Annotated in this window: 11 protein-coding genes; all 11 read right to left on the reverse strand. The window is 40.4% G+C overall.

Annotation, left to right across the window (positions count from 1 at the left end):
* Window positions 1–83: 83 nt before the first annotated feature.
* The 11 genes from ACQKC9_RS05675 to ACQKC9_RS05725 all read right to left on the reverse strand — a co-directional run bounded on the left by ACQKC9_RS05675 (window position 84) and on the right by ACQKC9_RS05725 (window position 12,811).
* Window positions 84–695 (reverse strand): sugar transferase, encoded by a 612-nt coding sequence (locus ACQKC9_RS05675; protein ID WP_427620858.1) that lies wholly within the window; start codon window positions 693–695, stop codon window positions 84–86.
* Between the two features lie 3 nt (window positions 696–698).
* Window positions 699–1,841 (reverse strand): glycosyltransferase, encoded by a 1,143-nt coding sequence (locus tag ACQKC9_RS05680; RefSeq protein ID WP_427620859.1) that lies wholly within the window; start codon window positions 1,839–1,841, stop codon window positions 699–701.
* A gap of 32 nt (window positions 1,842–1,873) precedes the next feature.
* Window positions 1,874–2,737, reverse strand: a complete 864-nt coding sequence (locus ACQKC9_RS05685; RefSeq protein WP_427620861.1) for a glycosyltransferase family 2 protein — start codon at window positions 2,735–2,737, stop codon at window positions 1,874–1,876.
* On the reverse strand, window positions 2,737–3,777 hold the full coding sequence (locus ACQKC9_RS05690; protein WP_427620862.1) for an EpsG family protein: 1,041 nt from the start codon (window positions 3,775–3,777) through the stop codon (window positions 2,737–2,739). The genes ACQKC9_RS05685 and ACQKC9_RS05690 overlap by 1 nt, the downstream gene beginning before the upstream one ends.
* 39 nt (window positions 3,778–3,816) lie before the next feature.
* Window positions 3,817–4,929 (reverse strand): glycosyltransferase, encoded by a 1,113-nt coding sequence (locus ACQKC9_RS05695; RefSeq protein ID WP_427620863.1) that lies wholly within the window; start codon window positions 4,927–4,929, stop codon window positions 3,817–3,819.
* 5 nt (window positions 4,930–4,934) lie between these two features.
* Complete coding sequence (locus ACQKC9_RS05700; protein WP_427620864.1) at window positions 4,935–5,957, reverse strand: glycosyltransferase family 2 protein; 1,023 nt, start codon at window positions 5,955–5,957, stop codon at window positions 4,935–4,937.
* 20 nt (window positions 5,958–5,977) lie between these two features.
* Window positions 5,978–7,060, reverse strand: coding sequence for a polysaccharide pyruvyl transferase family protein (locus tag ACQKC9_RS05705; protein WP_427620865.1), 1,083 nt, complete (start codon window positions 7,058–7,060; stop codon window positions 5,978–5,980).
* Window positions 7,061–7,073: 13 nt separating this feature from the next.
* Window positions 7,074–8,264, reverse strand: a complete 1,191-nt coding sequence (locus ACQKC9_RS05710) for a hypothetical protein (protein ID WP_427620866.1) — start codon at window positions 8,262–8,264, stop codon at window positions 7,074–7,076.
* Entirely contained in the window at window positions 8,257–9,273 is a 1,017-nt protein-coding gene (locus ACQKC9_RS05715; RefSeq protein WP_427620867.1) for a glycosyltransferase family 2 protein, read from the reverse strand. The genes ACQKC9_RS05710 and ACQKC9_RS05715 overlap by 8 nt, the downstream gene beginning before the upstream one ends.
* Before the next feature lie 69 nt (window positions 9,274–9,342).
* Window positions 9,343–10,659 carry an oligosaccharide flippase family protein gene (locus ACQKC9_RS05720; RefSeq protein ID WP_427620868.1) on the reverse strand — a complete coding sequence of 439 codons (1,317 nt, stop codon included), beginning with the start codon at window positions 10,657–10,659 and terminating at the stop codon, window positions 9,343–9,345.
* Between the two features lie 142 nt (window positions 10,660–10,801).
* Window positions 10,802–12,811: a polysaccharide biosynthesis protein gene (locus ACQKC9_RS05725; RefSeq protein WP_427620869.1), complete on the reverse strand. Its 2,010-nt coding sequence runs from the start codon at window positions 12,809–12,811 to the stop codon at window positions 10,802–10,804.
* Window positions 12,812–12,830 lie beyond the last annotated feature (19 nt).

The raw sequence follows: 12,830 nt of genomic DNA on the forward strand, positions 1-12,830 counted from the left end.
GTTATTAATCTTTTTATCTATCATGCTTTGTTTCATGCCTAAATTTTTCAATTAGCTGTATTGCTATCAGCACAGAGTATTTTTTAAAGCATTTCTTCATTAATACTATTGCCCATGAATTTACTCATAGTCGCTTCGCCCTCAGCACTAATACCATCTTTAACAATAACTTTTTTCACTGTTTTAAGTAAAATCTTGATATCTAACCACAGCGACTGATTGTCCACATACCATGTGTCCAATGCAAACCTCTCATTCCATCCAATAGCGTTGCGACCATTGACTTGAGCATACCCTGTAATACCTGGGCGGACATCGTGTCGGCGCGCTTGTTCATCATTATATAAGGGCAGATACTCCATCAATAATGGTCGCGGGCCCACTAGACTCATATCGCCTTTTATGACATTCCAAAGTTCAGGCAACTCATCAAGGCTGGTGTTACGCAACGCTTTACCAAACGATGTCAATCGCGCGCCATCTTCCAAAGGATTGCCATCTGCGTCTATATCATCTTTCATGGAACGAAACTTTATCATCTCAAATGGCTTACCATACAGACCTGGACGAATCTGACGAAATAGAACAGGCGCGCCAAGATTTTTACTCACCTTGTATGCAGTTGCAGCATAGACAGGAGACAGCACTACTAATGCTGTCGTTGCACCTACAATGTCAAATAGTCGTTTTATCATCCGTTAGGCCTTATTTGTATGGTGTAGATAAAAATCCAAATAACTCTGCCATAGTTCTTTTTGTTCGAAGTTCTGAATCGCCCAAGCTCTTGCTTTAGGATACTTATCTTTAAAATTGATATCAGTGATTGCTTGCTTGATGGCTTCTGTCACGATCACAGTGTCTTTTAACTGGAACTTTTGACCGCTGATATCTTGTTTTACACTATCTTTTACACCAACCACATCATAGGCAAACGTTGGCACACCGCAACTAGCCGCTTCGATAGCAACATTCCCAAAACCCTCTCGGTAGCTTAAAAATAGATGCAAATCAGCACACTGAATTACCTCTTCTACTTTCGGATTGGCTGGTATATATACGCCCTTACCTTCTTTCACTATTCTATCCACGACCGCCTTGCCGATGTCATCTTCGAAATCTCCGATGAATATAAAGTGAATATTCTCTGATTTAAGGCTTTCAGATATCTCACCAATGTCTTTTAGGCCTTTATCTTCACAAATTCTACCGACAACACAAATTACAAAAGCGTCTACAGGCACTCTATACTGTCGTCTTAATTTTTGTTTTTCCATTTGCTCTACCGGTCTGAGTACATCAATATCAATACCGTTAAATGAACCATTATCGATGACACGCGCCTTATATTCTTTAAGGAGATTCTCTGACAAGCACACATTTACTAAAGAATCAGAAACGAATAGAACCTCATGAGAAAGACCAAAGCTAAGTTGATCAAGACCCTGAAAAGCGCGCTTCTTTAAACCTGAAAAGTTCTCATAGGCTCGTCCCACACTAAAGGCAACTCTTCTCTTTTGCATAGTGAGTGTGCTGGCTATGCTTCCTAACAATAAAGCCTTTGGTGTTAAATAAACCACAATATCAAATCGCCTAATGAACAGGTAACGAGTCAATAGCACTAACGACTTGGTATCTTGTAGTACAGAAGGCTTGCGCTGAAAATTTAAATCAACCACTTCTCCTAGATTACGAGCTCGTAAAATATCTAACTGTTCCCTACTACCGCCACAGATTAATGTAATCTCAAAGTTTGAAGAGTCTCTAATATATTCAAGCTGATTGCGATACAACACATTAAAAGAAACGGCGTCCGTCATAATAAAGCATATTTTTGGTTTCATTTAAGCACCTCATTATTACTTCATTGATAAATTTATTCAGCAACCAAACCATCAACAACCGCTTGGTGGCTGTCTTTGAGTTCCTCGGACATCGTTATTTTGTTTCTTTTATTGGCTATTTTTTGCAAGAGCCCTAGCGAGGCTAATAACCTTACCGCGCCTACTTTTACTTCTAACTTAGCTCTGTCGACGATATTGGTTTTTTTATACTCACTATATGTTGTAAGACTATCTTTGTAAGATCGAACAATTTTTGCCAATGATAGATTGCCCTCTTCTCTATAGTAATAGAGCAAGTCTGGGAGCACGGCTAAGCGCAAATCCTGTTTGGATATGGCTCTGCACCACAGGTCATAATCTTCAGATCGTGGATAGTTCTCGTTGTATCTATTACGCTCATACCAACTTTTTTTTGCCAAAATAGACGCATGAACAATGGGATATGCAGTCTCCACACTCTCAAATCTTGTATATAAATCGTCTACATGACGACAGCCATACACCTTGTTTTGAGCATCAATAGATACTACGCCAGTCGACACTAAGTCATAACTGGGATTGTTCTCTAAAAAGTTTATTTGAACAGCCAATCTATCTGGGTGAATGAGATCGTCAGCATCCATACGGGCAATGTAATCATATTTTGATTCATCAATAAGCTGGTTCAGACGAGCAGGCAGTTTCTTGTTGGAACCATCAGATATCACTCTTATTCTGCTATCAATCTTCTCAAACTGTTTGGCTATTGCTAGCGAGTTGTCTGTAGAACCATCATCTATCAAGATAAGCTCCCACAGCTCGTATGTCTGCGCCCATATCGACTTTATGGCTGTCGCCAGATAGGCTTCAGCGTTATAGATAGGAATGCCAATTGAGATATAAGCGTGACTTTTCATCAGAACACCTCAAACATAGGATTGATAATATAAGGACTCAGGTCGCTGAACTTTGATGTCGTCAATATGAAATACGCAAGGAAGATAAACACACTGATGATATAGACATAAATGTTATTTATCTTTTTCAAAACCACAGGCAGTAACAAAACCAAAGTCCATGTGAAATACGAAATGATTCTTTGCGGCCCTGAAGCGCTAGTACCCAATAGCGCTAGCGGTATGACAAAAACCACGCCTGATGCATAAAACATCAATAGCTGTTGAAAGTTCTTGTCTTTAATTTTATATACATAGGTCGCAATAATAATGAGAAGCATGAGCACTGTGTAAAACCCAAGTGTCAAAAACCCGCCTGACTCTTCAGATACTTTTGCATAGTCTTCATATCGATCATTAGTAGATGAAATATAAGATACGAGCAACCTACTAACGAATAACGACCCAAAAAACGTCGCAAGTATTTTATAAGCTGGCTTCACTCTCAAATTTACAATGAAATAAAATGGAATGATAAATAAAGCCGTGATATGAAAAAATGATGCAATGGCACATATTAATAGATAAGGAAAAAGCCGTTTCTCTAGCAGATAAGGAATAGCCAAAGTAAACAAAGCCATTGCAATTCCTTGACGCAATCCATTGAATGAAAAGGTATAGACGCCTAACGTAATAAACAGAAATACAGAGAGCCAATAGTTCACACTGTATCTTCTGATGACTTTCAAATAGCAATAGACGATAACCAAGCTGGTGATAATCAGTAGCCAAAAATAGTTATTCGTCACATGCAGTAATGAATACTCAAATAGCTGGTAGCCGTACTCAACATCTTCATTAAATCTAAAGGACTCAGGACTCAATTTATTATTAAAATTCCTGGTATAGTTTGCAGTATCTGTACCGACCCAATAGCTACGACTGCCTGCGAACAGGGCTAAAATAATCAAAGGCAGCCAAAAAGACGTACGATTGAGAGATTTTTTCTCCAGTACTATCCAGAAAACAACAAGGCTAAGGACCAACAGATAAGGAAGCATTTAACCCTCTATAAAGTAGCTGAATATTAAGTAAAAGCCTTATCGCATATTCAAATACATTTGCGTTAACTTCTGCGAATTGGTCGCGGCGCTAAAGCCATGTAGATTTAGCGCATTCATTATTTCTGCTTCATTGGATATTGGAGGCTGAAAACTCAGCAAACTATCCGCCCAAACATTGGCTGACTGTATAGGTAAAAAACATACAAGTCCAAGTCCTAAATCTACTTCAGGTGATACTTGATCAGAAACCAATGCCATAAGTCCTACTGTCTGACTTTCTACCAAGACCACTGGAAAACCTTCATGCAGGGATGGCATAATCATACAGTCAGCACTGGCCATTAACTCAGTAATATCAGTACGCATACCCAAAAACCTAATGTTATCCCCTAAGGCTTGCTCTTTCACTTGTCGTCTTAATTGATCTTCCAATGGACCTTGTCCAACGATATATAAAGTAAAGTCAATCTGACGTTTTTTCATCTGCTCAGCGATTTCTAAAGAAAACTGATGATTTTTAACCTCACTGAGACGACCGACTTGGATGATTTTTAACCCTTTATCTCCAAATTTTTTAGCACCAAACTCCTGATCAATATAATGCCGTGATTGGTTAGCGACTGTCATCATCTGCTGTATATCAACAGCATTGGGCAGTAGCCACACATCTTTTGTAGTACCAAATAGGTAATTTGCAGCATGGTCACCGCAGCTAATTCTCTTAGTAGCCAAGGTACGATTGGTAATTAATGCCCATTGTTCATATATTTTTTTAATAATATTGGTTTTACCATTACTGGTGCTATGAGAGTGCGAAATGCGATGCGGCACGCCAGCACCTTTAGCAGCCAACAGATGAAAAGCATTGTTTAATAGCATATGAGCATGAACGATTCGATAATCAGGCTGCTGTTTAAGGAATTTTTTAAGTTTGAGCATGCGCGTTAATGAATGACCAGCTAAAATCGGTATAACCCTACCGCCCAACGCTATTATCTCAGCGTCATAGTCGCCGATCTCGTCGGTAAAAGTGACAAAATCAAACTGAATCTGGCGATGATCTATATGACGATATAAATTCATAAGCATGGTCTCTGCCCCAGCACGATCCATTTTTCCCATTATGTGCAGTACTCTTCGGATAGTCATATCATTTACCTTTTAAGAAACATAAAACCAACTTTGCTTCTCTTAACTATTTCCAATTTGCTTCCTTTTAAACTTGTTTCTCTCTCTAGTGCTTGACGAAGCACCTGTATTATAAGCAGCGCGATTTGGCTTGGCATACGTACTATATTGCTGATCACTATATTTCTTAACGTCCGTTTATTCTGATAACCATTTAATCGTAGCGTTTTATCTGCTTTTTTAGCTTGTGCTAATGCCCTTATTAAATACTCATTGTCTATACGGGTGAGGATGCTCCAATGACTCTGTCTGGTTTTATCGGCAAGTATTTTTTTAACTTCATCTGCTTGATAGTCTTCTACTAGGTTCATGACTTCTGAATGAATAATAAATAGGTCTAATAGCTTTTTATCTGTTGAACCCGTAATCGACGTGCCTCGCTGTCTATACAGGTAAAAATCAATAGGCAACTGATATCTAACCTTAGTACATAAGCCAAGATGCCAATGGAACGGCCAATCCTCGTAATACAAACCCACTGGAAAACTTAGAGAAGCCGTTTGCACGACACTGGATTTAATAAATTTTAGCCATGCAAAATGCGGTAGGCTGAAATACGAATCGTCTATTTTAGTGGCATAGGATGCCAAGCTAGCAGCTGGATACGGTAGTTCATTCTCTGCCGCTTCCTCTTTGAACGGTGCAAAACCATATATCACTACTTCTGCATTCGTAGTAAGAGCACAATCTACACAAGCTGCTACTAAGCGAGTATCTACGATGTCATCAGAATCAACAAACATCATATAATCGCCTACTGCAGATTTAATACCAGTATTACGAGCAGCAGAAAGGCCGCTGTTTTCATTATGTTGAATGACTCTGATACGCTTATCTGTAAGATATAAGGCAAGTGCTTGTTTTGAATTATCAGTAGAGCAATCTTCAACGACAATAATTTCAATATTCTTATAGGTTTGCTGCTTGATAGATTCTAAGCACGCGTCGATATATAACGCGACGTTATATACTGGCACGATAATGCTCACCAATGGCTCTGCTACGCTAGTCATATAATAACCACCGACTTTTCTAAATCATGGTATTCATTGATATGAACGAGTGACTCATTCATGGTGCCATGAGACAGGGATAGCAGTTTGTCGATATGTTTCGAAATCTCAGCAACCTCATCTAATTCTAAAAACACAAGTCTTGGATGATTACGTAACCAGTCTAACTGCGTTTGCCTTATCTTATGATTGGAGTTCGGCAATACCAAGCAAGGTGTACCCGATAGTAAACATAAAATCATGCCATGTAGGCGGTCTGTCACGACCAATTTTACAGCACGAAACTGATTAAGCTTGTCAGTCAGTAATTTTTTGCAATGTGCTTCGTCCAATTGAGAGCCGCCAGCATGGGTATCTGTCTTTTCAATATGATAGCCAGTATCTGCTAAGGCTTTGTCTATCATTGCATACTGCTCACCTGATAGCGCAGCTTCTTTGTCATCTCGTAAGCATCGCAGAATAGTTGACGACTCTACGTCATTTGTCGTCCCAAGTACTGCTGCGTTTGCACTCATAACGATATCTGGCACAAGACCAACATGGACATTGCTATACTCGGCAAAAAGCTTGATAAGTTTGGCCGCTGTCATCGACTCTCTAGCGAAAATGTGTATATCTGGGTGCTTGGCGTAGACCTTTACGATACGATGCAATGCTCGTTTAGACTTAGCAGAATCACTCCAATCCAAGGTCTGGGGAAAACACACAACGCGATTCGTAGGAAACGTATTGATAACTAATTGGCGCAGCTCCTCAATATCAGGATACGAGCTACCCATATTTCCTCCCCCAATAATAGTGACAATATCTCTGTGCTGTATTTGTTGTTTAATCGAATTAAGCACCAATCTGGTTTGACTAATAGGAACACTGACAACTTCATAATCAGTCATCACATGTTGCAAATATTGCTTTTGAGCGTAAGAGATAGCGATATCACCAATATTGCCATAGTCAGCCGCCAGAAAAATGAAGCATCGATTACTACTAGGCAAGTGCAAATCACGCACGCCCATATAAGTAACTAAGTGTTGTTTTAGTCTAAGTGGTATGAGCTTTTTTATGGCGGTAGTATTCATTTTTGACACTCCCTTATTTATTTCTCATTAACGTCTTTTTTACCCACATACGACGTCTTGAACCAAAAGGAAATAATCTATTCAAGTTAGGAGGCGGTTTACGTTTGAGTACTTTTTCAATGTATGGAAGCCACTCAAGACCCCTGCCCATTTCAATCATCTCTTGACGAATTAGATACCAGTCTATGCGTACAGCGTCACTTTTCAGAACCATGAACCTGAAAAGTGACGAATCTATCGGGGTGTCAAAACAAGCAGGGTTATCAACACCTGCAAGTAAGAGATTCAGTCGAGTTCGTACACATTTTTCACAGTGACCGCAGTTTCTATCATGCTTATTGCCAACCCAGCAAACACGTAAGTTTCGTATACCTATAGACCAATTTGAAAGAATAATTAATTTCTCAGAGCGACGAAACCCTGCACCATCATGAATAATTCTAAAGTTACCACAGCTCAATAATGGATCTGTTATGGGATGTGAACCCCATGGAGTAAGTAATACATCATAAGAATCGCCACTACCGATGAGTCCAATTCCTGCATATCGTTTCAATCCACATAGAACGGAAGCAATGGCAGCCGCATGATATTCTTCCCAATCGATAGACCACAATGTTCGAACATTCGTCTTAACGGGTAGTAGATCAACGTTAATATCAGAAAGTACTTTGGTCGCTATCTCTACAGCACTATTAAAACCTTCTGTATCATCTAAAGGTATATCAAAGCCATGCACAAAAACCCCTGCTTTAATATCTTGCGTGGCATATCCTGCTCTGCCTGTCGCATGACGATAAGCGGTAAATTGAGCATCCACGCCACCAGAAAATGCAGCAATCGCACCATCTACTTGTATGTCGCGCGATCTAATACGATCAACTTGTATATCAATCAAAAAATAACGCTCTGGTAACCATTTATTCCAGACATACTGTAGCTCTGTCAGGTTGGCTAATAGCTCGCGGGACACACTGCCATGAACCCGAATAGCCGCACGTAACTGCATCGCGGGTAATAATGTGGCTAATAAATAAGAGTCGCAATCATCATCTTCCGGCATTGGTAGATTGATAGGATACGTAAACCACAACTCTTGCTCATTGACACTTTCACCCATGGTTGTTTGTTTCAGACAACAAGAACGAGTCTGTCCGCTTTCATCACTTTTTAATGAATGAGGAAACAAATCAATATTAAACATGTCTTTTTACCTTTGCTTTAGACCAAGACAGCTGCAAAAAAGCCAATGTCATCACATACCAACATCGTGAAAAACACGAAATCAAGATACGAATACCGCGTGCTGGATGTCGTTGATGGTAATGTGGCAAACAGTTCTGATAAACGAAAGATTGGCGTATTTTTATCAACTCTGCATGGCGTTTTCTCATCTGAATATGAGCCAAATTATTGAGTAAATATGGCAGCATATGCTCGATATAACTACGGGCGAAATCCGATAGCAGCACTTGCTTCTCAGTAGCACTGATAGACCAGTCATGTATCCTGACTCTAGCGTTATAGTCTGCTTCAATAGACTCGAGCAGGCCTGGCTTATATTGCAAACTCGTCATCGAAGTAACATTTTCATAGTAGTTATAGGGACAGTCGGGTACGACAGACAAATGGTTCGCTTTCCCCAAGCACTCAATATTAAAAATACCGTCTTCACCAAGTTTTATGTCACAATTAAACCGCAAATCCGCTATCAGTCTTTTGCTATAAACCTTGGTAGTTACATACCAATATACATTTCTATTCTCTGTCACTCTCAGCTGTAGCGTTTTAATGTCTTGCCGTGAATATTCTGCTGTAATGTTACGGCGCTCGAGCACATCGCCATCTAACATTATGCGCTTATGACCAAACGCCAACATCTCGATATCCTGATTAACCGTTTGTGCAATCACAAAGTCAAAATACCAATCATCGATAGTGTCGTCCGCATCTATAAAAACGATATAGTCGCCAGTTGCGATATCAAGTCCAGTATTACGAGCATCTGCCACGCCTCCATTTTTTTGATATTTCACTGTAACCCATGCCCTATCACTTTCCCACCTGTGCAATAACCTAGCAGTTTCATCATTAGAACCATCGTCAATAACTATCAATTCAATCTCATGGCTTTTTTTTGCAACGTCAATACTACCAATACAACGATCAATAGTAGCGGCGGCATTAAATGCGGCGATAATAACTGAAATCATAGTGAGCCTCTTAAGTTGAGACTTCTAATGCATATCCTTTGTGCCATCTAACGCAGTCAAAACATTTACCTACTGCGGCACTTCATGAATATGAACAAGACGCCGAAAAGCGACATAAACGATAGATAAACTAAGCAATACCCCAACAAATGAGAACAGGGCAATAGCTACCATATCTGACTCAAAAACGTAAAAACCTATATACAGCGCTGCAGCACGAAATATCACTGCAAAAATCTCTCTAATCAAAAGAAAGCGCTGCAAACGTAATGCTGGCAATGCCGCAGTACTCGCACCTGATACCAAGCTGATCAAAAGCCAAATAGAAAGCCACTGCGAATAACTCCCTGCTAATGCCCACTCTGCGCCAAATACTAAAGAAAAAAGATAATCGCCAAAAACGAACACCGTACCGAATGGTACAATACCAACCACCAATAGAATTACCGTCACTTTTAATAAAAATTGATAAGCTTCTGGTGACTTTGCTGTGATCGCACGCGTAATCTTAGGATAAAAAACCTCTCCAACAGCTTGGCCTAACAACATCGCTGGTGCACCGAGCACAAGAACAGCCAACGAATACTGCCCAGCAGAAGAAGCACTAAATAGTGATGCTAATAAGATAGTTGGCAGCCCTACTGAAGCAGCATTAAGCATACTTTGCGGCATACGGTATATGGCAAAGTCACGCTGCGATATAGCAGCGTTACGAATACCAACCGTGCCAAACCAGTTTCGGACATTTAATACACCAATCCTAGGTACCCGAAGCATCTGCATCATAAAATTCGTGAGCTGTCCTGCTATCGTTAATAAAATAAGCAACATACCAGAGGGGGCCAATACACCACCTATCAACTTACTGGTATCTGTCACAAGCTTGCTCTCTACATAAGCACGAGCCTTGGCTTTGAACAAACCTACTCTGATAGCAGACTGATCAGCAACAGATAGAAACGCGCCGGCCAATAGCGTCAACGGTATGAGATACAACATGTATGGTGCACTTTCCATACCCGTCCATCGTGCCAAATAAACATTGCCGAAATAGACAGCGATGAACGCTATAGCCGCTATAAACAAGCTAAGCAATACAGACAATCTGATAATGGCAGCGGCATCCTCATCATTATCAGGCATCACAATGGCATTGGCATAACCCATGGTCGCAATCGGAGTAATAATACTGATGACTGCGGCAAATGCGGCAGCAATACCAAAATCTTCAGGGCTATATAATCTGGTGAGAAATGGCATAAAGACCATAGCGATTGCCTGACCAGCAGCAATACCGCCTCCAACCATGGCCACATCTCGTACAAAGTGACTGGTTTTCAATCGACTGATTACGCTCTGTATCGATAAAAACACTTCAGAGGTCATTACTCATCATCCAATTTGGTATGTCACAGCATTTATATAAATCACCATATCCTAAACAATCTTACCAATAAGTGATTTCATCATCTTTTCAATATCAACCTTGTCACCGCTATTTAATATCCTTACCTAATAACACTACTACTCAACCAATCACCTCTAACTGCTCTACATCTGTCCTTGTGACATCAGCTTCATCGCTTTCTCGGTAGCCTTCAACGAAGGTCCTAAACTGTTCTTTCAACCATTGAGTATCGTGCCGCTTTGATCTTTCGATAAACTCAAATAAGATAGCTTCGATGTCTTCCAATGGAAAACTATGCTCCATTGCTTGCATAATGAGTGGATGAAACGTGGTCTCTATGTTGTCGGCACCAATGATTAACTCTTCATAGAGCTTTTCACCTGGCCGCAATCCAGTAAACACAATTTCGATATCACCGTTAGGATTGCTCGCATCTTTTAGCTCGCACCCTGTCAGACGAATCATACGTTTGGCAAGATCCACGATTTTGACGGGTGCACCCATATCAAGCACAAATACCTCACCACCGAACGCCATAGCTCCTGCTTGGATAACCAAACTGGCCGCTTCTGGTATGGTCATAAAGTAGCGCGTGATGTCTGGATGAGTGATGGTAATCGGACCACCTTGTTCAATTTGTCTAGTAAAAAGTGGCACTACGGAGCCTGATGAACCCAAAACATTACCGAAACGCACCATACTAAAACACGTATGACTGTTGCTTTGGCTCAGTCCTTGGCAGACAAGCTCAGCCAAACGTTTAGAGGCTCCCATCACGTTGGTCGGTCGCACTGCTTTGTCAGTAGAGATCAATACAAACGTATCAACGTGAGCCTTTATCGCGGCACAAGCACAATGGTAGGTGCCTTTAGTATTGTTAATCGTGCCTTCAAATGGATTGGACTCGACAATCGGTACATGTTTGTATGCAGCAGCGTGATAAATCGTTTTTATATGGTATTTTTCGAATATATTGATTAATTTTTTTTCGTTACCCACGCTTCCAATGATGCTAATAATCTCAGTATCTTGATATTCAATACTACTAACGACATTACTAGCGACAAGGCTTCTAAGTTCCTGATCGATCGTGTACAAAGCATATTCAGACTGCTCGTATAACACCAAGCATGTAGGTTTATTTTTCATGATTTGTCTACACAGCTCACTCCCAATAGAACCCCCTGCCCCTGTTACGAGTACGTTTTTATCCGTAATGTTCTTTTGGAGGAGCTCAGCAACTGGTTCGACAGTCTCTCTTTCAAGCACATCTAGTATATCAACCGGACGTATATGGCTGACTGTTACGATCTCATCAGCAAGCTCTCGTAAGCTCGGTAAATCTTTTAATTTGACAGAAACGCCTGACAGGCTATCCATAATCTGTTTTTTACGACCACGGCTCATAGAAGGTATTGCCAAAATCACTTGCGCGACATTTAATTTTTCTATCAACCAAGGTAGCGCATGAGCGGCATATATTTTTTTACCATGTAGATAAGCCCCTATCAGCCGCGGATCATCATCGATATATGCCACTACATTGTATTTATGAGAATGTCTCAAGCTCTCTAATAGCTCTCTACCAGCCGATCCTGCGCCATAAATAATCACGTTATCGCAGCAACTATCTAGGCGATCTTGGTTGTCTGGTTTCTGTAGTCGATTCAGTAACCCGCGAATCATTAGCCGACTGTTCCACAACCAAATAAAGAATAAGAATAGAAATATAATTGGCGCTGAGCGCGGCATCATTGATACTGGATTTACATAAATGATGAACTGATAAACGATAATAAGTAATAAAAATAACTGTAGTACTCGACCCATCGCCGCATCGAAAAACCCTCTAGAGGCACCTCTATAAAAGCCAATCAGATATAAGCTGACGACAGGTATTAGTGCATAAAAAGCCAACACCATAAGGCCAATTTGATCATCGACATAACCCTGACGCAATGCCAGTGCCGCTACCAAGCAAAGGACAGCAACTGAAAAATCGATACCAAATAAGATAGAGCATTTAGCAAAGCGTGGTAAGGCTAATAAAAACAGCGTCATACGCTTCGACCATCGATGGAGGTCACTTGGCGTTTGATAAGCATTGTTAGACTCTGTTTTTATAAACATAAGATCCACCTACTTAAGT

This window comes from Psychrobacter sp. NPDC078409 (assembly GCF_050268505.1).
In the GTDB taxonomy this organism is placed as follows: Bacteria; Pseudomonadota; Gammaproteobacteria; order Pseudomonadales; family Moraxellaceae; genus Psychrobacter.

What these genes read in the sequence shown, in the direction of transcription:
- ACQKC9_RS05675 (WP_427620858.1), bottom strand. Translation starts at nt 695, where the DNA reads ATGATAAAACGACTATTTGACATTGTAGGTGCAACGACAGCATTAGTA.
- ACQKC9_RS05705 (WP_427620865.1), bottom strand. Translation starts at nt 7,060, where the DNA reads ATGAATACTACCGCCATAAAAAAGCTCATACCACTTAGACTAAAACAA.
- ACQKC9_RS05715 (WP_427620867.1), bottom strand. Translation starts at nt 9,273, where the DNA reads ATGATTTCAGTTATTATCGCCGCATTTAATGCCGCCGCTACTATTGAT.
- ACQKC9_RS05685 (WP_427620861.1), bottom strand. Translation starts at nt 2,737, where the DNA reads ATGAAAAGTCACGCTTATATCTCAATTGGCATTCCTATCTATAACGCT.
- ACQKC9_RS05680 (WP_427620859.1), bottom strand. Translation starts at nt 1,841, where the DNA reads ATGAAACCAAAAATATGCTTTATTATGACGGACGCCGTTTCTTTTAAT.
- ACQKC9_RS05690 (WP_427620862.1), bottom strand. Translation starts at nt 3,777, where the DNA reads ATGCTTCCTTATCTGTTGGTCCTTAGCCTTGTTGTTTTCTGGATAGTA.
- ACQKC9_RS05710 (WP_427620866.1), bottom strand. Translation starts at nt 8,264, where the DNA reads ATGTTTAATATTGATTTGTTTCCTCATTCATTAAAAAGTGATGAAAGC.
- ACQKC9_RS05695 (WP_427620863.1), bottom strand. Translation starts at nt 4,929, where the DNA reads ATGACTATCCGAAGAGTACTGCACATAATGGGAAAAATGGATCGTGCT.
- ACQKC9_RS05720 (WP_427620868.1), bottom strand. Translation starts at nt 10,659, where the DNA reads ATGACCTCTGAAGTGTTTTTATCGATACAGAGCGTAATCAGTCGATTG.
- ACQKC9_RS05725 (WP_427620869.1), bottom strand. Translation starts at nt 12,811, where the DNA reads ATGTTTATAAAAACAGAGTCTAACAATGCTTATCAAACGCCAAGTGAC.